Origin of the sequence: Flagellimonas rhodophyticola (genome assembly GCF_049332665.1) — a bacterium.
Lineage (GTDB): Bacteria > Bacteroidota > Bacteroidia > Flavobacteriales > Flavobacteriaceae > Flagellimonas.
Genome location: NZ_CP186326.1, coordinates 3,537,724 through 3,562,694, shown reverse-complemented (window position 1 = coordinate 3,562,694; position 24,971 = coordinate 3,537,724). Strand labels below are relative to the sequence as shown.

Below are 24,971 nucleotides of genomic sequence, written 5' to 3'. Positions count from 1 at the left end.
GCCTTTCCGAACTGAGAAAGGCTTTTTTTTGTTTCAACAATAAACTTTGGTTAAATTGATTGACAAACCAAGTAAAATCAAGCAAAAACTAACCTAACGTATGAACAACTTTCTCTTTGTTGCAGCGGAAAATGATGCACTGGCTAATTGCAAGGCCGGTGGAATGGGCGATGTAGTGCGGGATGTTCCCCGTCAAATTTCTGAACATGGTGATAAAGTGCATGTTGTAGTTCCATCCTACGGACGTTTGCACCAAGAAGGATTATTTAAGACCAAGCTTAGCTTTATGCTTAGGGGGCTAAAATACACTGCTGAACTTTATGAGGTAAAACCCAAGAAAGAATTCCCAAATATTGTTCATTATGTATTGCACCATCCTGAAATTGAGGCTGGTGACATAGCCCATATTTATCACAATGATCCAGAAGAGCCCTTTTACACCGATGCTATAAAGTATTTCATTTTTTGCACGGCAGTTGCAGAAGCCGTTAAAAAAGGTTCTTTCGGAAATGTGGACATCATCCATTTGCATGATTGGCACTCAAGTCTGTTGCTGTTTTTAAGGGAGTACCATAAGGAATACAAAAACCTAAAGGACATTCGGTTTGTTTACAGTATCCATAATTTAGCCATCCAGGGAATACGACCTTTCGATGATAATTACTCCTCTTTAAAAAATTGGTTCCCTGATGTTGTCTTCGATTATAAAGCGTTGATGGACTATCGTTATCAAGATTGTATCAATCTGATGGCAGTGGGGATTCGTTTTGCCGATGCCGTACATACCGTTTCACCATCCTATAAAGATGATGTGATGCTGCCAAGTTCCCCGCCTGAATTTATTGGAGGTGAAGGGCTGGAAAAAGATTTATTACGGGCTGATAAGGAAGACAGGCTTGTAGGAATATTGAATGGTTGTAACTATAAAAACATCAATATAGAAGAAAAAGGATTTATCTATCGCAATACCGTAAAAGCAATTTTCAGATGGTTGCAAGAAGAATCCAAGAAGTATAAGGCCGACTTTTTGGCGCATACAGGAGAAAAAATCATGGAGTTTGTGGACAATAGACCAAAATTCATCGTCTCAAGCGTCGCCAGATTAACAGAGCAGAAGTTTTACTTCTTCAAGAGGTCACCAGAAGCCTTTGTTCAAATTTTGAAAAAACTGGAAAAAGTGGATGGTATATTTATGCTTTTAGGTACTGGTGCGCCGGAGTATGAAGAACTTTTCAGAAAGCTTAGCTATGAGCATAAAAACTTTGTATTTACGAATGGACAATCCGAAAACCTGATCGATTCCATTTACCTTGAATCTGATTTGTATTTTATGCCCAGTCTTTTTGAGCCCTGTGGAATAAGCCAGATGTTGTCCATGCGAAACGGAAATCCATGTTTAGTGCACCATACTGGAGGTCTTAAAGACACCGTTCACCACATGAAAACAGGCTTTAGTTTTGACGGGGATACGTACGACAAAAAAATACAAAGTATGCTCGATACTTTCGATGTGGCATTGGATATTTACAAAAACGACAAACCCACCTGGAAGAAAATTCAGTCCGCTGCCAAGAAAAAGCGTTTCACTTGGAAAAAAGCCGTAGATAATTATTACAATTATTTATATCATTTGCAGTAAACTGCCCAATTAATTTTCGACCTACAAAAAGTATAGTTAACAATACCATAAATGAAGCCGGGAAATTGTTAATACCTATGCTTTTTCGTAAATTTCCGGTTCTATTTTATTAATCTTTTAAAACATAAAATGTCTGACAAAGCAATACTTGAATATGGAGGTGAGAAATACGAGTTCCCGGTAATAAAAGGTACTGAGGATGAATTGGCCATCGATATAAAAACCCTGCGCGCTGCCAGTGGTATGGTGACCATAGATCCGGGGTATAAAAACACCGGCTCGTGTGAGAGTGCAATTACTTTTTTGGACGGAGAAAAAGGAATATTACGTTACAGAGGTTATTCTATCGAGGATTTGGCTGAAAAGGCTGATTTCTTGGAAGTAGCTTACCTTTTGATTTTTGGTGAATTACCAAACAAGGAGCAACTTGCGACTTTCCATGCTGATATTAAGGAAGAGTCACACGTAGATGAAGAAATGAAAAAGATTTTGGATGGTTTTCCAAAGTCAGCACACCCAATGGGTGTATTGTCTTCGCTAACAAGTGCATTGGTGGCATTTAATCCAACTTCAGTCGATGTTTCATCCGAAGAAGCAATGTACCATTCCATAGTACGGATTCTCGCTAAATTCCCGGTATTGGTAGCTTGGGCACAAAGAAAGAAAAAGGGCCTTCCTTTGGATTATGGGGATGATACCCTCGGTTATGTGGAGAACATTCATAAAATGATGTTCAAAAAACCAAACCAAGAATACAAAAAGGATACCATTGCCATTGATGCTTTGGATAAATTGTTGATTTTACATGCTGATCATGAGCAAAACTGCTCCACTTCAACTGTTCGTATCGTAGGATCTTCCCATGCTGGATTGTTCGCATCACTTTCTGCTGGTATTTCAGCTTTGTGGGGACCACTTCATGGAGGTGCCAATCAAGCTGTTTTGGAAATGTTGGAAGCTATTCAAGAAGATGGAGGAGACACCAAAAAATATATGGCCAAAGCAAAAGACAAAAATGATCCATTTAGATTAATGGGCTTTGGACACCGTGTTTATAAAAACTTTGACCCAAGGGCCAAGATTATTAAAAAATCAGCCGATGAAGTATTGGGAAGCTTAGGAATAGAGGACCCAATTCTGGATATCGCCAAAGGATTGGAAAAAGAGGCCTTGGAGGACGAATACTTCGTAAAAAGAAAACTATATCCAAATGTGGATTTCTATTCCGGTATTATTTACCGAGCTTTGGGAATACCCACGGAAATGTTTACCGTAATGTTTGCGTTGGGTAGATTGCCCGGTTGGATTGCCCAATGGAGAGAAATGCGTTTAAGAGGTGAGCCTATAGGAAGACCAAGACAAATATATATTGGAGAAAACCACAGACCATTCGTCGAAGTAAAGAAAAGATAATTTAAAGATTAAGCATTGAAAAAAGGGCAATCAGTTATGATTGCCCTTTTTTTATCACCTTTTAGCAACCCTACCAACAGATATGGAGTTTAACATCTTATCACGTTCATGGCATATGCTCATGATTCCCCTGTGATAATAGACTTTAATCGCAGACAAAGAATCTGCACTGATTTGCTTTTGGCTACGTTGGAATTCACTGTGCAAAAATTTATGGGCTTCAATGGTGTTTAAGTTTTTGATAGTGGAATCCAAAGAACTTGAATATTTTCTAAGCTGTGCATTGACTTCATCAAACAATATATTCTTTTGTTCAAGAGGAATGTCAATATCCCTAGCTTCAATGTTTGAAACATCCTTCAGACTAATACAATCCGAATATCTAGCCTGATGTTCCTGAGGAGTGCTCTTTTTTGAATTCAAAGGCTTAGAAAAGTCAAATTTTTGCGGAAACTTGTTCATGGACAAAAGGCCGATACTGATCAGCGCAATGAAACAGAATGGAAGAACAATTTTTTTCATCCCCAAAAGCTTTTTCCTTACTTAAATGTAATGATAATAGTCTAAATTTGGATGGTTTTTAGAAGGATATTTTAAAACTAACTGAGTATTAACTATTTATAAATCAAATAGTTATGAGTGAAAAGGAAAAACCACAGCCAAATGATGGAAAACCTTAATCGCTTCAAGTTTTTTTCTGTTTTAGTCGATGGAAAATCGATAACAAAGCGCTAGTTTTGCCATAGAATTTGTGAGGATTTCCTTCAATTGAATTCCTTAATTCGGTAATAAATGACGGTTATATGATGCAATTGCATATTCAAAACGAAACAAGCCCTCTGAAAGCTGTAATCTTAGGTACAGCCGAAAGCTGTGGTCCAACTCCAAAGCCAGAAGAGGCTTATGATCCAAAGTCTTTGGAACACATTTTGGCGGGTACCTATCCGTTGGAAAAGGATATGGTCAAAGAAATGGATGCGTTCGCCAGGGTGTTTGAAAAGCATGGAGTGCAAGTTTTTCGTCCTTCTGTTCTAAAAGATTGCAACCAGATTTTTTCCAGGGATATTGCCTTTGTGATTGAGGATACATTGTTTCATTCAAATATTCTTCCAGATCGGGAAAGAGAGTTTGAGGCCATTCAACATGTTTTAGATAAAATCGACCCAAAGAAAGTCGTTCGTCCACCAGAAGAAGTTCATATTGAAGGTGGGGACGTAATGCCCTGGAACGATTATATTTTCATCGGGACCTACACTGGAGAGGACTATCCGGATTACATTACCGCGAGAACAAACAAGGAGGCCGTTGAATTCATTGCGGCTCAATTTCCAAACAAAAAAGTGAAATCCTTTGAACTTCGGAAATCCAATACCAATGCCAAGGACAATGCTTTGCATTTAGACTGTTGTTTTCAACCGGTAGGGAAAGACAAGGCCATTCTGCATAAAAATGGTTTTTTAGTTGAAGAGGAATACCAATGGCTGGTTGATTATTTTGGGAAAGAAAACATCTTCGAAATCACCAAAGATGAAATGTACCAGATGTTCAGCAATGTGTTCTCCATCTCGCCAGAAGTCGTTGTCTCAGAACGGAACTTCAAAAGGTTGAACGACTGGCTTAGGGAACAAGGTTTTACGGTGGAAGAAATTCCGTATGCTGAAATTGCAAAGCAAGAAGGGCTGCTTAGATGCAGCACAATGCCACTGATAAGAGAATAAGTTTTAACGTCATCTCGAGCGCAATCGAGGGGTAATACACACAAAAATGCAGGTAACCAATACCATTTTAATGGTTCGGCCGGTAGGTTTTAGAATGAACGAACAGACGGCTGTCAACAATTATTTTCAAGAGAAAATGACTGTGAGCAATGACGAAATCAATGCCAAGGCTCAGAAAGAGTTTGATGATTTTGTGGCAAAACTAAGGAGCCATGGGGTCCAGGTTATTGTAATCGATGATACCAAGGAACCGGATACTCCAGATTCCATATTTCCAAACAATTGGATATCGTTTCATAATAGTGGTACCATTTGCGTATATCCCATGTTTGCCGAAAACCGAAGAAATGAACGAAGGGAAGATATTTTTGACATTTTAGAGCAGGAAGGATTCCGAATTGATAATATTGTAGACTACACAGCTGCTGAGGAGGAAGGTGTCTTCTTGGAAGGAACCGGCAGCATTCTAAAGGACCGTGTCCATCAAAAAGCATATTGTGCGTTGTCAGAGCGTGCCAATGAGGAGCTTTTTATAGAATTCTGTGAAGATTTTGACTGTTTCCCTGTTATTTTCACTGCTAACCAAACTGTTGACGGTCAGCGGTTGCCTATTTACCACACCAATGTAATGATGGCCATGGCCGAAACCTTTGCAGTTATTTGCTTGGACACCATTGATGATAAAAAGGAGCGCAAAAATGTGGTGGAGCATCTTAAAAAAGATGGTAAAGAAGTAATTGCCATTACCGAAGCACAGATGCATGCCTTTGCTGGTAATATGCTTCAGGTTATTGGAGCTGACGACGAGCGTTTTATGGTGATGAGTTCGCAGGCATATAAAAGTCTTCGTCCAGACCAAATGGATGCGATAATCAAGCATTGCGAAATCATTCACAGTCCATTGGATGTCATTGAAACCTGTGGAGGAGGTTCTGCTCGTTGCATGATGGCAGAAGTATTTTTACCCAAGGCTTAAAAGCTGAAAATCAGGAAGTTTTCGACAATAATTTCCTTGTGAGATTCGTTTTGTTACCATGGTTGGAACAAAGCGCATTACCTCTATATTTCTAGTGATTTTGCTGGTTTATTCCTGTTCAGAAGACAAGACTACTGAGCAGGATATTGAAGAACCCACTGGAAGGTCTTTTTTTATGGGATTTACAGCTTTTCCATACGATTATGATGTGAACGCCCTCACCGAGACTTTTGAGAATGTTATTGCGGATGGTGATATATTTTTGAATCACCTGGATTATGGAGTTCCTTGGGATGAGGTCATGAATGATTTACCATTTCCAGAAGAGGTTCAAAATACCATCAATGTAGCCAAAAATGCTAAATCGCCCGATACCAAGATTGTTCTTACGACAACGCCGACCGACCAGAGCAGGGGAAATTTGGCAAAGTATTGGAACAATTCCGGTAGTCATCAACCCTTACCTCCATTTTGGGAGGAAAAGAATTTTGATGATCCCATTGTTGTTTCCACTTTCATTACATATTGCAAACGGTTGATAGACGAGGTGAATCCGGACTATTTTGGTTATGGAATCGAGACCAATGCATCTTTTAAAAAAGATGACCCCGCTTTTGCACAGTTTTTGAATTTAATGGAAGCCGTTTATACCGCGTTAAAGGTTGATTATCCAAATTTGCCCGTTTTTCTTAGTATACAAGATCAGGCTTTCGACCTAAGCAAAGCGGAAGTATTGGAGATTTCAGAAATGCTTGTAGCACATTCCGATTATATCGCCATGAGTACCTATCCGTTCTTATACTATGGGGATTTGACACGTGATGCAAATCCAGATTTGTTTGCGGACAATTGGTTGGAGGACTTCAGAAATTTAGACCCCTCAAAACCTTTTGCTGTTGCCGAGACTGGATTTTCTGCCGATGATTTGGTTATCGAAAATTTAGGAGTGAGCGCCAGAAGTACCGAAGATTGGCAAAGAGGCTATGTTGAAAAACTCATGAATCAGCTTAATGCACTGAATGCGGAGTTCGCCCTTTGGTTTGTGTATAGGGACTACGATCTCTTATATGAAAATACGCCATCACCACCGGATATATTACGAGTATGGCGCGACAATGGCCTGTTGGATGGCGAAGGAAATGAGCGCCAGTCTTATCAATTATGGAAAGAATGGTTACAATTGCCAAAGCAATAAAGGGCTGTTTTTTCTTTAGCGAAACACATAATGATGGTTTGTAAGATTATCATTACTTTTATAAAACCTGCAAACTTGGCAGAGTATTGCACATTTTGGTTCCCCTTTTTTAAACACTAGTTGCACATGGGAAATTCAAAATTTGGAATACGGATGTTATACTGTTTTGTCGGATTCGTTTGGTTGGGATGCGGCAAGCAAAAAGATATCATCAAATTTGAACCGGATAACATTTCCACACCCGCTGTAGAATATTCCTGCACCTTTACGGCAGATGGCAACGAACTCTACTTTGCCCGAAGCAACCAAGAATGGGGCAGTGGCGATATGAAAAGCGCCATTTATCGCTCCGTAAAAAACAATGACCAGTGGTCCACTCCAGAAATCGTTCCATTTTCGGGTATTTATGACGATAGCGACCCGCACCTGTCAAGGGATGGGAAAACCTTGTTCTTTATTTCCAATAGACCCGTATCGTATACATCAACCTCCGCGGATATTTGGATGGTGACCAAAGATAAAAACGGTCAATGGAAAGAACCCACCGTACTATCCTATCCCATAAATTCGGAAAACACGGAGTATAGTCCTCGTACCGATGGCGATGGCAACCTATATTTTGCCTCGGACCGACTCGGAGGCTATGGTCAGGGCGATCTGTATGTTTCAGAATTAAAATATGGAGAGTTTGGACCTCCTGTAAATATGGGAAACACATTGAATTCCCCTAAAGGGGAATGGAACCTGGAGATCAACAGCGCAGGTGACCTGATTATTTTTGAAGCCTCACAACGCGAAGCAAATGTTTCACCCTATGGCGACCTCTATATTAGCTTTAGAGAGGAGAATGAATGGACGTTGCCCCAAAACATTAAAGAATTAAACACCTCAGGGAGTGATCTATATCCCTATTTGACCCAGGATGGGAAACAATTGTATTACACCAGCAGTGATAGCCTCCCAGGGAAAAGCACTAACATTTATGTAACTAAATTTCGTGGTCTAAGCCGTAAATACCAACAACAGGCTAAAACCCTTTTGCAGTAAAATTTATTGTTCGCCCTCAACCACAAACTCTCGAATGGCCTGGTTGGGCTCCATAATGGTATAGCCTTTCCAAAAATCAGGGTCATAAGCCGATAAATAGGTGGCCTCAACGGTTTCGTCCTCTTCCAAGGCCTCAAAATTGGTTTTGGAAACCTTATCCGAGTTGTATACCACCAATTCGTACTTTTCGGTATTGTAATTAACAATGTCCAGAGCCAGGGAGAGTTCGTTCTGTTTTCTTCGGCCCTTAACATGTTTGTTCTTTTCAATCACTTTTAAGGGTCGGTCCACCCCCATTTTACGCCCAAAGGTGAAGTTCATAAACTTCAGCTGGTATTTGTCTCCATCAAACTTGGAAAAAATGGTGCTGCCAAAGTATTTCAGTTCTTGGTAGCTAAAGCCTAATAGTTTTATGCTTTTTATGGTCTTTACATTTTCGTAGTCCATACGCATTATTGCAAAATCCTCGATGTTCACAAACAGCTTGCCTTGAAAATCAGCACCTCTTTTAGGAGCAAACCCCACCACATAGACTCCTTGGTTTTCCAGCTCAGAATACCCTAAAAGTTCAAACTCGTAACGGTTGAGCTTTTTGGCCACATCCAATTTGGACTTTCCAAAGAACTGATCGGTAATCTCGCTCATAATGTACTTTCGGTTGCCCAAAAAGTAGTTTTTCTCAGGTTTTTTTAATTCAGCTTCCAGTTCATCGGTTTCTTCTTCATTTTCAAAAATCGAATCCAGTTGCACCTTCTCGCCAAAAATTCCTGATTTTATCTTTAGATAAGAGTCTGGTTTTACATTGGCTTTAAAAATGGCTTCCATTTTGTCGGACAGCGCTTCCATCGAACCTTCGTTGCTTTTATCGTACAGTTCGGCCGCTTTTATGATCTCCAACTTATTTTCCTCTCCCTTTTGGTAGTAATCACCCAAAGTTTCGGTGTAGTAGGCCGAATTTTTTGGAAGAATGGATATGATACTGTCCATCAAAGGCTCATCCAGCTCCGCAATGGTAGATTTTTTAAATTCGATATCCATTTTCTGCAATGTATTAAAGCTGGATTGCCGTAAAAAGAAACGCTGTTTAAGCGGCGCTTTGTTATAGTTTGTGGGCATGCGTTCCTCAACCCGTTCCATAATCTCATCCACATCCAATTCCTTATCAAACAAATACACTCCGGTAAGTTCAATGGCTTTGGGAGTGATGGTAATGACACTATCTTGTAACTGTCCTAGTGCAAAACCCGTTTTTTGATATCCCATGGAAGAGATATAGATAGAGTCCTGGGTTGAGGTTTCATCCAAAATAAAGCTGAAACGGCCTTCCTCATTGGTGATTACACCTTGATGCTCGCCATATTGCACCGTTGCATAGGGAATTCCCTTTTGGGTTTTTGCATCGATCAATTTAGAAGTTATGGTCTGGGCTGAAAGACTACCACATAGGAGCAAAAAGCATAGAATTGTGGCTGTATTGAATTTGGACATCAGTTCGTTTTTTGATTGCTTATCTATTTAAAGACGTACGAAATAACAAAAGGGTTGCATTTAGGCAGACGACTTTAACAGGAATTTGTAACAAGGATCATTCCAGAAGCTAGCTTTTGATCAAATTCTTGATCATTCCGCCGAAAATAAAATAGTGGAAGGGGAGCACACTATACCAATACAAACGTCCGCGTAAGCCTTTAGGGCGAAAGGTGGCCGTTTGGTGCAGAATATTGTCTTCGTCAATATGGAATTCGAGCCAGGCCTCACCGGGCATGCGCATTTCAGCAAAGAGCAAAAGCCGCTTTGCCTCTTTATCGGCTAAAAGTACCCGCCAAAAGTCGAGTGCATCACCAGGGAACAATTTATCTATATGCGTTCGCCCTCTTCGAAGTCCGGGACCACCATTAACCTTGTCCAGAAAACCACGGATTTTCCAAAGCCAATTGCCATAATACCAACCCGTTTCCCCGCCTATCTTCCATATGTTTTCTAAGGTCTGCTCTGGGTTTTTAGTTCTTTTGGACTGTTTATCCACCAAAACCCCATATCTGGGTACTTGAATGTATTTTGTTAACCCTTCCTTGATTTGACCACTGGCAATACTATCCTTCCAGCTGCTTACAACTTGGTTTTGTGCAATCTTTTTAAAGGCTTTGTCAATGGCTTCGGGATAGCTTAGGGGTTTTATACCTAAAAGCTGTTGTAATCGGTTGTCGGAAGCTATTACTTCCATTTTCATGCTATCCACTAGGTTTATTGCCAATTTATAGGAGGTTGAAGTAACAAAGTATAGCCAATACGAAGAGAGTTTTGGGGTCATCACCGGAACCGTAAGAATCCAATTTGTAAATCCTCTGACCTTGGCATATTGTTTTAACATGTCTTTGTACGTCAGCACATTGGGACCACCAATATCAAAAGATTGATTGTAGGTTTCTGTGTTTCTTAAAACCTGAGTCAAAAACTGAATAACATCACGAATGGCTATGGGCTGCGTTTTGGTCAATACCCATTTTGGAGTAATCATGATAGGCAATTTTTCACAGAGATCCCGAATAATTTCAAACGAAGAACTGCCAGAACCTACAATGATTCCTGCTCGAAGTACCGTTAAATTGAAATTTCCTTGATATAAAATGTTCTCCACGTTTTTTCGGGAACTTAGATGTTTGGACAACTTTTCCTCATTGACAATTCCACTTAGGTAAATAACTTGTTCAACCCGAGTTTTAGCCATGTGCGCATTGAAGTTTTTTGCCGCTTGGGCTTCCATTTGGTCAAAATCGGAAGTAGAGGAGGCCATGGAGTGAATCAAGTAGTAAGCGGCATCAAGGTCGTTGGGTAAGTTTGCAAGTCCGCCTTCCTTCAGAAAATCAACTTCAACCACATCTACTTGGGCACGAACACTGGCATCGATGGAAAATCGTTTTTCATCTCTTACTGCGCAGACTACCATATGCCCCAACTCCAGCAAACCGGGCAACAAGCGCATACCAATATATCCGTTGGCACCAGTAAGCAAGATTTTCATCGACTTGGGAGCGTAAACATTTTATACATATATAGAAACGGAAGTAATGCCACAACAATCCAGGAGCCCAGCAACAGTTGTACATCCAAGGTGCCAACAACCCCTTTTATGTGCAAAATGATGATTAGTGTGGTCAACAAAAAGGCAACTACGGAGGCAAGATTCATTACGGCAATCATACGAATTCCCAAAGCATACAATTCCGGAGCATTTTTTTCAGTGACCTTTACTGGAAAGTTCATATTGTAAGGCTTCATTTTAGTTACAAAAAAACCAAGACCAAAATACAGTGCAGCACTGATAATAGGAATAATCCAAAGTGTTGATTTATGCCCGTAGCCATCCGCTTCACCTTTTAAATTAAAATGCGTGGGAATAGTCTCGGGAAGGTCAAAATAGAAGACTAGAACCATTAGGATATTCAAAGCCACGATTATCCATCCCAATTTGACCAGGTTTTTGTCCCTTGTGGTAGGTTTTACCTCAATTTTTGGTCTTTTTCTGAACATGTTTATAAATCTTCAATTGAGGGTTGGGCGTTGTCTGCTTTATAGTCCAATACCTTTTTGAAATACTTCTGAATGGCCTTGGTATCGGACCTTACTTTGATGAAATAATGGTCTTTATAAATCGAATACACTGCAAAATCCCCTTTGTACAGGTTCAGTTTGTAATATGGAATTACCAAACCATAGGTTTCTAACAGTGACCTAAATCGAACAATGATACCTTTTGGACGCATTTCTATATTGCAAGAATTCAAATTATTGTCCAAAATCAACAGATTCTGTATCTCAACACTGGTCTCTGTGATAAAGAGTTTCGGTGAACCAATTCCGCCCATAGCGAAACGCTCTTTTAGGGGGAAAGGCTTACCTACGGCCGCATCAATTTTCTGGGTAACGGTTTTATCATTGTAAGAGACGTTCAAAAGCATCTTTAAAATTAACCAAAATCAATGGGTTTGTTATGGGCAAAGCCTATTAATATTGATAGAAACGGGTAAAAAATATGTAGTTTTGCAGGCTGAAAAGAGCATATACATGAGTTTGCAAAAAGTTATTTCTCAAAGTGTGATCCAAGCGGTTAGGGAGTTGTACCAAGTAGAACTGCCAACTGTTGAATTTCAACCTACCCGAAAAGATTTTGAAGGGGACATTACCGTGGTTGTCTTTCCTATGTTGCGCTTTGTAAAAGGGAATCCCGTTGAAATTGGCACCAAGATTGGCGAATATTTACAGGAGAATGTAGACGAGGTAGCCAAATTTAATGTGGTCAAGGGCTTTTTGAATCTTGTTGTGGAAGACAAGTTTTATCTGAATTTTTTCAATTCCATGTATAATGAGGCGGACTTTGGATATGTAAAAGCACCTTCCGAAGATGCCGTGATGGTGGAGTATTCTTCTCCAAATACCAATAAACCACTGCATTTGGGCCATATCCGAAACAATCTTTTGGGATATTCGGTTGCTGAAATCTTAAAGGCAGCTGGAAAAAAAGTATACAAGACCCAAATCATTAACGATCGCGGGATTCATATCTGCAAGAGTATGCTGGCGTGGCAGAAATTTGGTGAAGGAGAAACTCCAGAATCATCAGGATTAAAGGGGGACCATTTGGTAGGAAAGTATTATGTAGCGTTTGACAAGGCGTATAAGGAACAGATTGCGGAATTGGTTGCCAAAGGAACAGAAAAAGAAAAAGCTGAAAAAGAAGCTCCCATTCTTTTAGAGGCCCAAGAAATGCTTCGTCAATGGGAAGGTGGTAATGACGAAACCGTGTCTCTTTGGAAAAAAATGAACGGATGGGTCTATGAAGGTTTTGATGTCACATACAAAAACTTAGGTGTCAATTTCGATAAACTTTACTACGAAAGTGACACTTATCTTTTGGGTAGGGATGTTGTAAAAGATGGCCTGGAACGGGATGTTTTCTTTAAAAAAGAAGATGGAAGTGTCTGGATAGATCTTACGGATGAAGGTCTGGATGAGAAAATAGTATTACGGTCAGATGGTACCGCCGTCTATATGACCCAAGATATTGGAACGGCTATCCAAAGGGTAACCGACCATTCAGATATCAATGGTATGGTCTATACGGTTGGAAACGAACAGGATTACCATTTTAAAGTACTTTTCTTGATCCTTAAGAAATTGGGATACGATTGGGCCCAACAATTGTACCATTTGAGTTATGGGATGGTAGATCTTCCCAGTGGAAAAATGAAGAGTAGGGAGGGTACAGTTGTGGACGCAGATGATTTAATCGAAAACATGGAAAAAACTGCAGCATCCATTTCCGAAGAATTGGGCAAACTTGATGGTTATTCCGAAGAAGAAAAGGAACAACTTTATAGAACGATAGGATTGGGTGCTTTAAAATATTATATCTTAAAAGTAGATCCTAAAAAACGTATCCTGTTCAATCCGGAGGAATCTGTAGATTTTCAGGGAAATACTGGTCCATTTATCCAATACACCTACGCACGAATCCAGTCCATTTTACGAAAGGCCGATTTTGATATCTCAACTACGCTGGATATGGCCTTTGAACTTCATGAAAAGGAAAAGGAATTGCTTAAACACATCCAACTTTTTCCGGAAACGGTTCAGTTGGCTGCGGAGAATTATAGTCCGGCGTTGATTGCCAACTACACCTATGATTTGGTAAAGGAATTCAACTCTTTTTATCAACAGGTGTCCATTTTAGGGGAGACCGATGAACAGAAGAAGTGTTTTCGTGTACAACTCTCCAAAAAAGTAGGAGAGATAATTCAGTCTGCTTTTAGACTTTTGGGTATAGATGTTCCTGAACGCATGTAATGGATGGACTAGGACTTACTGAAACTCAAAAAGAAATTGCTGCCTTGGTCTTGGCAGTTGGTTTACTTTATGTGTTTGCGAGAGTTGGTTATCAGCAATTTTTTGGAGAGCGATTTACTTTTTACAATGTTTTTCATCCGGTAAGACGAATTACCGCCAAGGAAAGGCAGTTTATTTCTGATTTTCTTATTCCATATCAACAGTTTAACCCTGAGCAGAAGAAAACCTTTTTAAAACGGTTTATCTGGTTCAAATCGAAAAAGAAGTTCGTCTTTTATAACGGGATTACCAATGAAAAGCAAATAAAGGCCTATGTTTCAGCCTCCGCTGCCTTATTGAGCATGGGGATGCGCGATTTCAGGTTTGAAAGGTCCATTTCAAGAATCATCATCTATCCCGATAACTATTACTCGCGTATTGGAAAAAACCACCATATTGGAGAATATAATCCGAGGCTAAAAATCTTGGTGTTTTCGGCTGAGGATTTGGAAAATGGATTCAAAATCCCCAATGATAATCGAAACCTGGGTATCCATGAGGTCGCCCATGCATTGATGTTCGAAACAAGGAAAAAATCTTCTTGGGAAGCTAGACGATTCAGGGTAGGCCTAACACGAATCAAAAACATCTATAACCAAGAGGGTTTTCAAAGGGAGTTAGCTACATCTACTTATTTTAGGGCTTATGGAAAGACTAATTTTTATGAGTTTTTTGCGGTTATCATGGAAAATTTTATCGAAAGCCCAGCTGAATTTTCCAAGAAGCATCCTGATTTATACGATACAATGCGCAGGATGTTGAATTTTGACCTCAACAAACCCCATTGGAGACTTAAAAATGTACCCTAAAACTGATGTTTGGAGTAAACCCTAATGAGATATTCTCCACAGCTTCAATTTCGTTGTCTTCGTTGACTCGATAGTATTTGTTCAAACTATTTTTACGGTTGGTTACATTGAGTACGGAAATACCGGCATTGGCTTTTACATTTCTTCCAATGTCAAACTTGTAGATTGCAGAAGCATCTACGCGAAGATATTCTGGTAGTCTATTGCCGTTTGGGGATTTGTAGTTGATTTGCGCTGGAAAAACCGAAGTGTCAAGCGCCAAATCTCCATCTTGAGGTTCGGTAATTGGTCTGCCAGATCTAAAATTAGCTCCCAACCCTAATTGTAAATTGTTATAGGAGTACGTGCCAGCAAAAGTCAACGTATGTCTAATATCTAAATTATTGGGAAAGCTGTTAGGGATTATGGTTTCAAAAGTATAGTCGTTTTTATTGTAAGTGTAGCTTAGCCAGGTGCTATAATTGTCCCCTTTTTTATTGATTAAAAACTCCATTCCTTTTACATCATAGCTGCCGATTTCACCATTAAACTGGTTTTGGTTCTGAAATCCCTGGGTACTGGTACTGATACCATCTACTTTTTTATAAAAGCCTTCAAGACCAAGGTAGAAATCGTTTTTTTCGTAATTGATGCCAATTGAACCTTGTTTACTTTGGGTAATGGGTAGTGTATCGTCATCAGATAGAATCCATCTGCGTTTTTCAATTCCCAAGAAATTTTGCTCCAAATCAATGATTTGATTGGTTGTCTGACTCTTAAATTCACCTAAAACCTCTCCCCGGAGGTAATTAGCAAGCCTAAAACTCATATTCAACCTGGGTTCGACCAAGAATTTGGTGAAAGTGCCCAGATTCTCCATGTAATTGAAGCGAACTCCGGCTTTACCAATAAACTTGTTGCCATCTGAAGTATAGCCTATTTCAGTATGTGGGGCGTGTATTCGAACGACTCCTTTTATCTCGCTTTCAAAAAAAGGTTGGGTAAGAATCGTGGTATTAATAATACCTGTTTCGATATATTGATATCCACCTCGGAAATGAAGTTTGTCAGATAGCTTGTAATCGGTGTCCAACTTAACTGCATTTTCCAAAACTTGGTTGTTCTGAAATAACAACTGTATTTGATTTCCAAAAAGACTTTCTGCATCCAAATTGTAGCGTGAGTAGTAGATATTCAAATTAGAGGAAAGTCTATCCGTCCACTGGCTTTGCAATTGGCCGCCAACCGATAAATTAGTCTGATTAAGCAGACTGTTGGTTGTTTCAAGGTCCGTTAGATTATTTTCAGTGTATTCCAAGTTGTTGGTAATACTGATGAAATTCAGTCGCAGTTGATGTTGGTCGTTTATATCGTAGAGTAATTTGCCCGTGAAATCATAAAAAAAGAAGTTTTCGCTTCGCAATATATCATCATCCACGGTAACATTATTTTGATTGGTAACCTTACTATCCTGAAAGGCACGGTCAAAAAACTTGTTATAGGTTGGGGTGTTTAAAAAGTCGGTGGTTGAACGTCGAGCCGAAAACTGCAGGCCTAAACGGTCAGTAATAGGAATTTGTCCGTAAGCATCGCCGCTGATGAAATTGAAACCAGCTCCTCCTGTAAAGTAATCGGAGAGCTCGTTGTCCGTTTCCATTTGAATTACGCTGCTTACCCCATCGCCGAAGGTTGCTGGTGTTCCGTTTTTGATAATGGTAATTTTGTCGGTCAGGTAGGGGTTGAAGGCTGAAATCAAACCAAAAAAGTGCCCAGATTGGTACATTTTTATTCCATTCCATAAAATCAAGTTCTGATCATTGGTGCCACCTCGTACATTTATGTCGGAAACGGTTTCATCTATGCTTTTAATACCTGGAAGGGCCTGAACGGTCTGTAAAACGTCTGGCTCAATTAGACCGGGTAAAATCCCAAATTCCCCAGTATTCAGGGTTATACTTGCATCTGATTCTTTTATTATTCCTGTTGTAAGGAATTTATATACAATAACCTCTTTTAACTGTTCATAATGCTGTGCCATCAAAATGGGGGGACACCCGCCTCTTTTGATTAAATTTTCAACACTTATATACTTTGTATTGTATCCGAGATATCTAATTTTCAGGGTAGCATTTCGAGGAATGTCGTCTATTGAAAATGAGCCATCCGGATTGGTAGTCAATGCTATTTCTGTTCCAAAGATCTCTACCGTTGCTCCTGGAACGGTGTTTTCGGCAAAGTTGTCTAACACTTTGGCACATACAGTTACCAAGGTTCGTTTGGTAAGTGTATAATACCGATCACTTAGTTTTTGGGTTTTTATCTGAAATTGATTCTGGATATATTCAAGAATGTCCTCTAGGGCAGCAAGGTTATCTGGTACTGCAATGGTGATATCCTCCAAATCCTCATTGATAAAAGAAAATTTGATATCGAATTTACTTTCAAGACTCTTGATATAGGCAATAAGAGAAATAGGTGTTTCTTGCTGCTCCTGACCCTTCGTGGTAACAGGAAGAAGGACCAAAAAACCTAAGAAGACACCAAAAAGGTAACTACGGAGTTTTTTCAGCATAGAAAAGCACATTATCACCCTCAATTTTGTAATTCATTCTAGATGGGGTGCTTATACTTTTTAACGCCATTTTCAAGTCTGTGTTGCTAAAAGTTCCGGTAAATAGCAGATTTTTATCAACATTCTCTGTATTTACCTCAATATTGTATTGTCTTTCAAGTTCATTGAGAACGTAGCTCAATGGAATACGCTCAAAAGAGCTTTCGTTGTTCATCCATGTTGGCTGTGAAGTGGTTGGGGCCGAAGTGTCCATTACTTGGCCGTTTATGGCCATGAACGAAGAGCCTGCTGGCAATTTGGTCTCGATACCATCAAAGGTAACACTGACCAATCCTTCAAAACAGGTAACTTCAAAAAAGCCCTCCCTGTTTTCCACATTAAATTGCGTTCCCAAGACCGTTACAGTACCCTGTTCAGTTGATACCGTGAATTTTTTGCCTTTAGCCACTTTAAAGAAAGCTTCTCCCTTAAGAGCGACATTTCGTTCTTTATCCCATTTTTTTTCACTGTAAGAAACGCTAGAACCAGCATTTAATACAATTTCTGAATTATCGGGAAGAACCACTTCAGAACGTTCAGCAAACTGGGTTGCCACTGATTCGTCCAAAGTACTCACATAAAAATAAGAGCCAGCAATAAGTACAGCGATGGCGGCAGCAACACGCAAGAATTTCTTGAACGGATTTAATGCAATGACTTTTGGAGCATTGCCAATACGTTCTTCCGTAAGTTGTGTTAAAGCCTGGTCAACATCGAATTCAGGAGCTTTCAAGTTGCTTGAAACCTCTTTTAGTTTCTGATAAGAAGCATATTCTGCGGACTTTTTAAATTCCGCCAGCTCCTGCTCAGAAAGCTCTCCGCTAAGCCATTTTGCCAAGTAATTTTCTTGCATGATTTCTATGCTTTACGTTTTAATAACAATTAGGTTTTAAAAAACCCTACTTTTTTATTTCAGTATTAGGTAATTAGCTTCAAAAACTAAATCCCATCTATCTTTTCCCTCAAGGTTTTTAGGGCCAAATGCATCCGTTTTTCAATCGCTTTTACACTTACCCCTTCCATCTCAGCTATTTCAGCATACTTTTTACCATCTATCCTATTCAATAAAAATGTTGTTCTTTGATTTTCAGGTAAATCATTTAGCGCATTGTCCAGTTTTTGCTGATATTCTTTTTCTTCAAGCAAAAATTCTGGAGACTCATTTGAAATCTCTAAAGTGGGCTTTGCATACTTCAATCGAACTTTTTCCGCCTTGATTACATTTAAGTATAAATTATTGGCCACCGTATATAAATAGGACTTCGCCTTTTCGGGCATTACCTTGGCACAATTTTCCCAAAGCTTTACAAAAGCCTCTTGTACAGCATCATGTGCTTTCTCCTCATTCCCAAACTTATAATATATATAGTTGAAAACCGTTTTGGAATTAGCCTTGAAAATAGAGCTAAAGACCTGCTCTTCGCAAACGTTGTTCATGTAGAAGGGTTTGTCTGATAACCAAAGATATTTGAAAAAAATTAAGATCAGGTAGGGTTTTTTCCAATACAGTTGTTTAATGGTCAAAGCATAACCCAAAAAATCCAAATCGTTATGAAAAAGTTGATAAATAACTTAATGTACGTCACGCTTTTTGCCGTGGCACTTACATTCACTTCTTGTCAAGAAGAATTTGAAGAGGTGAACGGCAATAACCAAGAAACGTTAGAGGCTGGTTCATCCACCGCACTTTTAATTGAAAAAACATCATCCAATGATGGTTCTTTCGATAACATTGTAGATGGCGCAAGCTGTTTTGCACTTAAATTTCCATATACCGTAAATGTAAATGGTATTGATGTGAGCATCGATTCTGAAGAAGACCTTCAAACTATTGAAGATATTTTTGATGAAGTAGATGTGGATGAAGACATTTTGGAAATCCTATTTCCAATTACCATTACCTATGCCGACTTCTCAGAACTTGTTATCGAAAACAAGGAACAATTAAGAGAGTTGGCCGCGGAATGTGTGGAAGGTGGAGATGATGACGATATTGAGTGTATCGACTTTGTTTACCCTATTACCCTTTTTACGTTTGACATCAACAGCCAACAGACCGGTGAGGTTATGGTTGAAAGTGATGAACAATTAAGAAAGTTCTTTGATGGATTGGAAGATGGAGATTTAGTTAGTATTGAGTTTCCAATCACTTTGAAAAAATTTGATGGTACGGAAATTACTGCAGGTAGTAACGCCGAGTTGGCCCAGGCCTTAGAAATGGCGGAAGACGAATGTGATGAAGATGATGATGATGATTTCAATGATGACGATTTTGATGAAGAAAGATTTGATTTTTGCTTAACGCAGTGTCCTTGGTTGGTAAAAGAAGTTGTAAGAGACGAAGTAAACCAAACAGATCAGTATTTTGAATACTTAATGACTTTTACCGAAGACGGAGGAGTAACTGTTAAGGACAGAGAAGGAAACATACTTAACGGTACATGGAGTTCTAGTTTTACCGATCGTGGTCCGCTACTAACCCTTGAGTTCGATACTTTGGTTGACTTTAACCTAGAGTGGTTGGTATATGAAATCGGAGATCACACTATCAAACTTTATGCTGAAGGTGGTAACAAGATTATCATGAAGCAACTTTGTGAGGATGATGTTCCTGAGCCAGATACATTAAGAGAAATCTTGAAAGAATGTGAGTGGATCATCAAAAAAGTAAAAAATCAAGGCGAAGAAATTGAAAGACTTATAGGATTTGAATTCAAATTCTTGCCAGATGGTGTGGTTACTTTGAGTGATGGCGATACAACTTCAGAAGGTACATGGGAAGTTGGTCCAAACAATGAAGGAATTCCATCCCTATTGATTACCATGGGTGATGAACCTGGAGTAAGCTTCGATTGGCCATTGAGAGATCTAAACGATACCAGATTGAGGTTTGAAGTTGACGAAATTGATTATGAATTGATTTTATTGCGTGTGTGTGATGATAATGCAAATGATGGAGACGTTGTTGAAATCAGAACAACTCTAATGGATGGTGCTTGGAATATTACCGAGTACGTTGAAGATAATGTGGAAATGACCACTGAATTTGATGGTTTGGATTTCTATTTCAATGAAATGCACCGTGTTCAAGTGGATGAGAATGACAATCCAATTATTGAAGGGCTATGGAGGGTTATCAGAAACCATGATAATGAGTTAAAGTTCTTCCTCAACTTTGCAAATGATGCCAAGTTCGGAGAGATTACAGATGATTGGTATATTGAATCTGTCACCGCCAATAAAATAGTATTGGTTCATGAAGATGAGAATTCTACAGAAATTCTAATTTTCGAGAAGATATAAATATTTTTCCCCTATCTTTTTTGAAAAGGACGGCTCTCCCCAAAGCCGTCCTTTTCTTTTTATTCTTAAATTTGTCCCTCTTTTAAAATGACACAAATAGATGTTTGACAATTTAAGTGAAAAGCTCGATAAGGCATTACACGTCCTCAAGGGACACGGGCAAATAACCGAGATCAATGTTGCAGAGACCCTCAAAGAAATTAGAAGGGCATTATTGGACGCTGATGTCAATTTTAAAATAGCTAAGGAATTTACGAATAAGGTCAAGGAAAAAGCTCTTGGTCAGGATGTATTGACCTCCTTGCAACCTGGCCAACTTATGGTCAAGATTGTAAAAGATGAATTGACCGAATTGATGGGTGGCGATGCCGAAGAAGTGGACCTCTCGGGGAATCCATCGGTAATTCTAATGTCGGGTCTTCAAGGTTCTGGTAAAACCACATTCTCGGGTAAATTGGCCAATTACCTCAAAAACAAAAAAACCAAAAAGCCATTGTTGGTAGCATGCGACGTTTACCGCCCTGCGGCAATAGACCAGTTGCATGTAGTTGGTGAACAAGTCGGCGTTGAGGTGTTTTCCGACCGTGAAAACAATGACCCGGTTAAAATTGCCAAAGCCGGTGTAGCACATGCGAAAGCAAATGGTTGCAATGTAGTCATTATAGATACCGCAGGTCGTTTGGCTGTTGACGAACAAATGATGACGGAAATTGCAAACATCCATAAGGCAATAACTCCTCAAGAGACCTTGTTCGTGGTGGATTCCATGACCGGTCAGGATGCAGTGAATACGGCTAAGGCCTTCAATGATGTTTTAAATTTCGATGGGGTCATCCTTACCAAACTGGATGGTGATACCCGAGGCGGTGCAGCCATTTCAATCAAATCTGTTGTAGATAAACCCATAAAATTCATTGGTACAGGAGAAAAAATGGAGGCAATTGATGTCTTCTATCCCTCTCGAATGGCCGATAGGATTTTGGGAATGGGTGATGTGGTCTCCTTAGTTGAACGTGCCCAAGAACAATTTGATGAGGAGCAAGCACGCAAAATCCAGAAGAAAATAGCCAAAAACCGTTTTGGATTTGACGATTTCTTAAGCCAGATTCAGCAAATCAAAAAAATGGGGAATATGAAAGACCTCATGGGTATGATTCCCGGTGCGGGAAAAGCCTTGAAAGGACTTGATATAGACGATGACGCCTTCAAACATATCGAAGCCATTATTCACTCCATGACACCTGATGAACGTTCGACTCCTTCTAAACTGAATGCCAGCCGCAAAAAGCGTATAGCAGCCGGAAGTGGGCGAACTATTCAAGAAGTGAACCAATTATTGAAGCAATTCGAGCAAATGAGTAAAATGATGAAGATGATGCAAGGCGGCGGTGGCAAAAAGATGATGCAGATGATGCAGAACATGAGATAAAAGCGCGAAATAACCAAACCTTTTACCTTTAACCCAATAACCAATCCAGATGGAAATTCTCGACGGAAAAAAAATATCAAACCAAATTAAAGATGAAATTGCTGTTGAGGTAACTCAGCTGAAGGAAAGAGGAGAAAAAGTTCCTCATTTGGCTGCTGTATTGGTTGGGAACGATGGTGCAAGTTTAACCTATGTGGGCAGCAAAGTACGTTCCTGTAAGAAAATAGGGTTCGAATCAACCTTGATTCATTTACCAGAAGAGACCACAGAAGATGAATTACTAAGCCAAGTAGCTGCTTTGAACTCCAATGCCGATATTGATGGGTACATTGTACAACTTCCACTGCCCGAACATATCGATGAGCAAAAAGTGTTGATGGCCGTTGACCCAGATAAGGATGTAGATGGATTTCACCCTACCAATTTTGGAAAAATGGCGTTGGATATGAAATCATTCATCCCAGCCACACCGTTTGGTATCATGGAACTACTCCGCAGATATGATGTCGATACCGAGGGTAAACACACCGTTGTCATTGGAAGAAGTCACATCGTGGGAAGACCCATTAGTATTTTAATGAGTCAAAAAGGAAAAGCCGCCAATTCAACAGTTACATTGACGCATAGCAGAACCAAGGATATCAAAGAATTGACCCTTCAGGCCGACATTATTGTCTCGGCTTTGGGAGTTCCAAATTTTCTTAAGGCGGATATGGTTAAAGAAGGCGTAGCAATTATTGATGTTGGGATAACACGTGTACCTGATGAGACTCGGGAAAGAGGATATTACATCACAGGTGATGTAGATTTTGAAGCTGTCAGCAAAAAAGCTTCGTATATCACTCCCGTACCCGGAGGTGTAGGTCCTATGACCATCGCCATGCTACTTAAGAACACCCTTCTGGCTAGGGAAAGACATCAATCAACCAACAACTAATCGCTAATTTTCTTTTTGGAAGAGGTTGATAGTTGTTCCTGCTCATCTTCAGGGATAAGAATATCTAGGTCACCTTCACCTTCATCATTCGTGCAGCCAGATATAGCCAAAGAAGAGAATAATACGATAATTAAGAGTAAGATTACTTTCATCACTTGGTAGTTTAGTAGGTGTTATACCCTATGATTTCTAGATATATAACGCATTTTTGGTACCTATTAGTATCAATTTATGGTTGTGGTGCTAAATCATTTGAACCGTGATTTAAAATCAGTATCTTTTTATCAAATTCCAATCCAACCATGAAAAACTATCTTTTGATAACCGTTTGTCTTGCTCTTCTATTGAATTCGTGCGACAAGACGCAGAACACCAATAAGGTTGTGGTTTCCTTTTCAAAGGAGGCCAATGAAGAAACTCTTGACGGAAGATTGCTGCTAATGCTTTCCACCAATGATGAAAAAGAACCTCGTTTTCAAATAGGGACCGGATTGGATGCTCAATTGATTTTTGGGATGGATGTGAATGGTATGAAGTCCGAACAAGAAATTGTTTTTGACGATTCTGTTTTCGGATTTCCATATCCAAGTCTAAACAAAGTGCCTCCAGGGGAATATAATGCGCAAGCACTGTTGCACACCTATGAGACCTTTAACCTATCTACCGGACATACCGTTAAACTACCAATGGACAATGGAGAAGGACAACAATGGAACAGGTCACCAGGAAATGTATATAGCGATCCTGTTAAAGTGACAATTACAGAAAAAGGCATTCAGAACCTACACATAACAATGGATAAGGTCATACCTCCCATAGAAGAACCGGAGGATACTAAATGGATAAAGCACATAAAAATTAAATCTGAAAAGCTATCTGAATTCTGGGGAAGAGATATGTACTTGGGAGCTCATATATTGCTGCCAAAGGGTTTTGATGAACATCCAGAGGCAAAGTACCCATTGATGATTTTTCATGGGCATTTTCCAAGTGATTTTGGCGGTTTTAGAACAACACCACCAGACCCTGAAACTAAGCCTGAGTATTCTTCACGTTTTGATATAGAAGGCTATAATATTATTCAACAGCAAGAGGCTTACGATTTTTATAAAAGATGGAACGAACCTGATTTTCCTCGGTTTTTGATTATTGAAATCCAGCATCCAACCCCTTATTATGACGACTCTTATGCAGTGAACTCCGCAAGTCAAGGACCTTATGGCGATGCAATTACCCATGAGTTGATTCCTTATATAGAAAAAGAATTTAGGGGACTTGGAGAAGGTTGGTCACGATTTTTATATGGCGGTTCCACTGGGGGTTGGGAAGCACTCGCTGTTCAAGTTAAATACCCGGAAGAATACAACGGATGTTTCGCGGCTTGTCCAGACCCCATCGATTTTAGGGCCTATTGCCTCACCAATATTTATGAAGACGAGAACGCCTATTATTATAAAAGTGATCACAAAGCAATAGAAGTACCTGCTCATCGCGATTATCTCGGTCACATACAGAGCACGGTTCGGGAAAACAATCATTTGGAGTTGGTATTGGGAACAAAATCGCGGTCAGGTCAGCAATGGGATATTTGGGAAGCAACCTATTCACCGCAAGGAGAAGACGGCTATCCACAACGGATTTGGGATAAGATGACAGGAGAAATTGACCCGGAAGTTGCAAAATATTGGCAAGAGAACTATGACCTAAAACATATTTTAGAACGTGATTGGGATAAATTAGGGGAAAATCTCAAGGGCAAAATCCACATTTATTGCGGGGATATGGATAATTACTACTTAAACAATGCAGTTTACTTAATGGAGGATTTTTTAGAGAGCACAACGGACCCATACTATGGAGGTGAAGTTTTGTATGGAGACAGAGCAGAACATTGTTGGAATGGAGATCCAGAATTACCCAATCATATCACTAGAATGCGCTATAACACGATGTATGTCCCCAAAATAATGGAACGAATAGCGAAAAGTGCACCGAAAGGAGCTGATTTAACTAGTTGGCGTTATAAATGATT

The 24,971-nt window shown here is 39.6% G+C and carries 21 protein-coding genes; 12 read left to right on the top strand and 9 right to left on the bottom strand.

All coding sequences use genetic code 11. The annotated features are described in order from the left end of the window. Nucleotides 1–100: 100 nt before the first annotated feature. Together ACOKFG_RS16010 and ACOKFG_RS16005 are read left to right on the top strand one after the other, a co-directional pair. The gene (locus tag ACOKFG_RS16010; RefSeq protein WP_299486386.1) at nt 101–1,639 is read left to right on the top strand and encodes a glycogen/starch synthase; all 1,539 of its coding nucleotides are present in this window, start codon (nt 101–103) and stop codon (nt 1,637–1,639) included. Between the two features lie 129 nt (nt 1,640–1,768). Beyond that, nucleotides 1,769–3,052: a citrate synthase gene (locus ACOKFG_RS16005; protein WP_298791394.1), complete on the top strand. Its 1,284-nt coding sequence runs from the start codon at nt 1,769–1,771 to the stop codon at nt 3,050–3,052. 54 nt (nt 3,053–3,106) lie between these two features. Here ACOKFG_RS16005 and ACOKFG_RS16000 read toward each other — a convergent pair whose 3' ends face one another. Next, on the bottom strand, nt 3,107–3,574 hold the full coding sequence (locus tag ACOKFG_RS16000) for a hypothetical protein (RefSeq protein WP_298791393.1): 468 nt from the start codon (nt 3,572–3,574) through the stop codon (nt 3,107–3,109). 281 nt (nt 3,575–3,855) lie between these two features. On the opposite strand from ACOKFG_RS16000, the gene ACOKFG_RS15995 reads away from it, so the two are divergent. The 4 genes from ACOKFG_RS15995 to ACOKFG_RS15980 all read left to right on the top strand — a co-directional run bounded on the left by ACOKFG_RS15995 (nt 3,856) and on the right by ACOKFG_RS15980 (nt 7,988). Continuing rightward, nucleotides 3,856–4,770, top strand: coding sequence for an arginine deiminase family protein (locus ACOKFG_RS15995; protein WP_298791391.1), 915 nt, complete (start codon nt 3,856–3,858; stop codon nt 4,768–4,770). Between the two features lie 46 nt (nt 4,771–4,816). Then, nucleotides 4,817–5,746: a citrulline utilization hydrolase CtlX gene (gene ctlX, locus ACOKFG_RS15990; RefSeq protein WP_298791388.1), complete on the top strand. Its 930-nt coding sequence runs from the start codon at nt 4,817–4,819 to the stop codon at nt 5,744–5,746. A 58-nt stretch (nt 5,747–5,804) separates the two neighbouring features. Continuing rightward, on the top strand, nt 5,805–6,941 hold the full coding sequence (locus tag ACOKFG_RS15985) for a hypothetical protein (RefSeq protein ID WP_298791387.1): 1,137 nt from the start codon (nt 5,805–5,807) through the stop codon (nt 6,939–6,941). Nucleotides 6,942–7,067: 126 nt separating this feature from the next. Continuing rightward, a complete protein-coding gene (locus ACOKFG_RS15980; RefSeq protein ID WP_298791385.1) occupies nt 7,068–7,988 on the top strand; it encodes a hypothetical protein in 921 nt (306 codons plus the stop codon). A 3-nt stretch (nt 7,989–7,991) separates the two neighbouring features. On the opposite strand, the gene ACOKFG_RS15975 is transcribed toward ACOKFG_RS15980, so the two are convergent. The 4 genes from ACOKFG_RS15975 to ACOKFG_RS15960 form a co-directional block, all read right to left on the bottom strand. Next, on the bottom strand, nt 7,992–9,476 hold the full coding sequence (locus ACOKFG_RS15975) for a carboxypeptidase-like regulatory domain-containing protein (protein WP_422861605.1): 1,485 nt from the start codon (nt 9,474–9,476) through the stop codon (nt 7,992–7,994). Between the two features lie 109 nt (nt 9,477–9,585). Further along, a complete protein-coding gene (locus ACOKFG_RS15970; protein ID WP_422861604.1) occupies nt 9,586–11,010 on the bottom strand; it encodes an SDR family oxidoreductase in 1,425 nt (474 codons plus the stop codon). Next, nucleotides 11,007–11,519: a DUF1648 domain-containing protein gene (locus ACOKFG_RS15965; RefSeq protein WP_422861603.1), complete on the bottom strand. Its 513-nt coding sequence runs from the start codon at nt 11,517–11,519 to the stop codon at nt 11,007–11,009. The genes ACOKFG_RS15970 and ACOKFG_RS15965 overlap by 4 nt, the downstream gene beginning before the upstream one ends. Before the next feature lie 2 nt (nt 11,520–11,521). Beyond that, the gene (locus tag ACOKFG_RS15960) at nt 11,522–11,947 is read right to left on the bottom strand and encodes a hypothetical protein (protein ID WP_422861602.1); all 426 of its coding nucleotides are present in this window, start codon (nt 11,945–11,947) and stop codon (nt 11,522–11,524) included. 106 nt (nt 11,948–12,053) lie between these two features. Here ACOKFG_RS15960 and argS point away from each other — a divergent pair, with 106 nt between their 5' ends. Both argS and ACOKFG_RS15950 read left to right on the top strand, forming a co-directional pair. Beyond that, nucleotides 12,054–13,832, top strand: a complete 1,779-nt coding sequence (gene argS, locus ACOKFG_RS15955) for an arginine--tRNA ligase (protein ID WP_422861601.1) — start codon at nt 12,054–12,056, stop codon at nt 13,830–13,832. Next, nucleotides 13,832–14,680: a zinc-dependent peptidase gene (locus ACOKFG_RS15950; protein WP_298791374.1), complete on the top strand. Its 849-nt coding sequence runs from the start codon at nt 13,832–13,834 to the stop codon at nt 14,678–14,680. The genes argS and ACOKFG_RS15950 overlap by 1 nt, the downstream gene beginning before the upstream one ends. Here ACOKFG_RS15950 and ACOKFG_RS15945 read toward each other — a convergent pair. The 3 genes from ACOKFG_RS15945 to ACOKFG_RS15935 form a co-directional block, all read right to left on the bottom strand. Continuing rightward, nucleotides 14,664–17,231, bottom strand: coding sequence for a carboxypeptidase-like regulatory domain-containing protein (locus tag ACOKFG_RS15945; protein WP_298791372.1), 2,568 nt, complete (start codon nt 17,229–17,231; stop codon nt 14,664–14,666). The two genes, ACOKFG_RS15950 and ACOKFG_RS15945, sit on opposite strands and share 17 nt — an antisense overlap. Then, nucleotides 17,212–18,123, bottom strand: a complete 912-nt coding sequence (locus ACOKFG_RS15940) for a FecR family protein (RefSeq protein WP_298791370.1) — start codon at nt 18,121–18,123, stop codon at nt 17,212–17,214. Before ACOKFG_RS15940 ends, ACOKFG_RS15945 begins: the two co-directional genes overlap by 20 nt. Nucleotides 18,124–18,209: 86 nt before the next feature. Beyond that, the gene (locus ACOKFG_RS15935; protein WP_298791368.1) at nt 18,210–18,707 is read right to left on the bottom strand and encodes a sigma-70 family RNA polymerase sigma factor; all 498 of its coding nucleotides are present in this window, start codon (nt 18,705–18,707) and stop codon (nt 18,210–18,212) included. A 114-nt stretch (nt 18,708–18,821) separates the two neighbouring features. Between ACOKFG_RS15935 and ACOKFG_RS15930 the strand changes: the two genes are divergently transcribed. From ACOKFG_RS15930 to ACOKFG_RS15920, 3 genes are all read left to right on the top strand, one after another. Then, nucleotides 18,822–20,573: a hypothetical protein gene (locus ACOKFG_RS15930; protein WP_298791366.1), complete on the top strand. Its 1,752-nt coding sequence runs from the start codon at nt 18,822–18,824 to the stop codon at nt 20,571–20,573. Nucleotides 20,574–20,673: 100 nt separating this feature from the next. Next, a complete protein-coding gene (gene ffh / locus ACOKFG_RS15925) occupies nt 20,674–22,002 on the top strand; it encodes a signal recognition particle protein (RefSeq protein ID WP_298791364.1) in 1,329 nt (442 codons plus the stop codon). A gap of 49 nt (nt 22,003–22,051) precedes the next feature. Further along, complete coding sequence (locus ACOKFG_RS15920) at nt 22,052–22,939, top strand: bifunctional 5,10-methylenetetrahydrofolate dehydrogenase/5,10-methenyltetrahydrofolate cyclohydrolase (RefSeq protein ID WP_298791361.1); 888 nt, start codon at nt 22,052–22,054, stop codon at nt 22,937–22,939. Here the strand turns inward: ACOKFG_RS15920 and ACOKFG_RS15915 are convergent. After that, nucleotides 22,936–23,091: a hypothetical protein gene (locus ACOKFG_RS15915; RefSeq protein ID WP_298791359.1), complete on the bottom strand. Its 156-nt coding sequence runs from the start codon at nt 23,089–23,091 to the stop codon at nt 22,936–22,938. The genes ACOKFG_RS15920 and ACOKFG_RS15915 overlap by 4 nt on opposite strands. 150 nt (nt 23,092–23,241) lie before the next feature. On the opposite strand from ACOKFG_RS15915, the gene ACOKFG_RS15910 reads away from it, so the two are divergent. Then, nucleotides 23,242–24,969 carry an alpha/beta hydrolase-fold protein gene (locus ACOKFG_RS15910; RefSeq protein ID WP_298791357.1) on the top strand — a complete coding sequence of 576 codons (1,728 nt, stop codon included), beginning with the start codon at nt 23,242–23,244 and terminating at the stop codon, nt 24,967–24,969. The last annotated feature ends 2 nt before the right edge of the window (nt 24,970–24,971 follow it).

Bases quoted from the DNA above. Each gene is read 5' to 3' on its own strand.
- ACOKFG_RS15975 (WP_422861605.1), bottom strand. From the start codon at position 9,476: ATGTCCAAATTCAATACAGCCACAATTCTATGCTTTTTGCTCCTATGT.
- ACOKFG_RS15930 (WP_298791366.1), top strand. From the start codon at position 18,822: ATGAAAAAGTTGATAAATAACTTAATGTACGTCACGCTTTTTGCCGTG.
- ACOKFG_RS16000 (WP_298791393.1), bottom strand. From the start codon at position 3,574: ATGAAAAAAATTGTTCTTCCATTCTGTTTCATTGCGCTGATCAGTATC.
- ACOKFG_RS16005 (WP_298791394.1), top strand. From the start codon at position 1,769: ATGTCTGACAAAGCAATACTTGAATATGGAGGTGAGAAATACGAGTTC.
- ACOKFG_RS15915 (WP_298791359.1), bottom strand. From the start codon at position 23,091: ATGAAAGTAATCTTACTCTTAATTATCGTATTATTCTCTTCTTTGGCT.
- ACOKFG_RS15995 (WP_298791391.1), top strand. From the start codon at position 3,856: ATGATGCAATTGCATATTCAAAACGAAACAAGCCCTCTGAAAGCTGTA.
- ACOKFG_RS15950 (WP_298791374.1), top strand. From the start codon at position 13,832: ATGGATGGACTAGGACTTACTGAAACTCAAAAAGAAATTGCTGCCTTG.
- ACOKFG_RS15965 (WP_422861603.1), bottom strand. From the start codon at position 11,519: ATGTTCAGAAAAAGACCAAAAATTGAGGTAAAACCTACCACAAGGGAC.
- ACOKFG_RS16010 (WP_299486386.1), top strand. From the start codon at position 101: ATGAACAACTTTCTCTTTGTTGCAGCGGAAAATGATGCACTGGCTAAT.
- ACOKFG_RS15945 (WP_298791372.1), bottom strand. From the start codon at position 17,231: ATGCTGAAAAAACTCCGTAGTTACCTTTTTGGTGTCTTCTTAGGTTTT.
- ffh (WP_298791364.1), top strand. From the start codon at position 20,674: ATGTTTGACAATTTAAGTGAAAAGCTCGATAAGGCATTACACGTCCTC.
- ACOKFG_RS15940 (WP_298791370.1), bottom strand. From the start codon at position 18,123: ATGCAAGAAAATTACTTGGCAAAATGGCTTAGCGGAGAGCTTTCTGAG.
- ACOKFG_RS15935 (WP_298791368.1), bottom strand. From the start codon at position 18,707: ATGAACAACGTTTGCGAAGAGCAGGTCTTTAGCTCTATTTTCAAGGCT.
- ACOKFG_RS15980 (WP_298791385.1), top strand. From the start codon at position 7,068: ATGGGAAATTCAAAATTTGGAATACGGATGTTATACTGTTTTGTCGGA.
- ACOKFG_RS15985 (WP_298791387.1), top strand. From the start codon at position 5,805: ATGGTTGGAACAAAGCGCATTACCTCTATATTTCTAGTGATTTTGCTG.
- argS (WP_422861601.1), top strand. From the start codon at position 12,054: ATGAGTTTGCAAAAAGTTATTTCTCAAAGTGTGATCCAAGCGGTTAGG.
- ACOKFG_RS15970 (WP_422861604.1), bottom strand. From the start codon at position 11,010: ATGAAAATCTTGCTTACTGGTGCCAACGGATATATTGGTATGCGCTTG.
- ACOKFG_RS15910 (WP_298791357.1), top strand. From the start codon at position 23,242: ATGAAAAACTATCTTTTGATAACCGTTTGTCTTGCTCTTCTATTGAAT.
- ACOKFG_RS15960 (WP_422861602.1), bottom strand. From the start codon at position 11,947: ATGCTTTTGAACGTCTCTTACAATGATAAAACCGTTACCCAGAAAATT.
- ctlX (WP_298791388.1), top strand. From the start codon at position 4,817: ATGCAGGTAACCAATACCATTTTAATGGTTCGGCCGGTAGGTTTTAGA.
- ACOKFG_RS15920 (WP_298791361.1), top strand. From the start codon at position 22,052: ATGGAAATTCTCGACGGAAAAAAAATATCAAACCAAATTAAAGATGAA.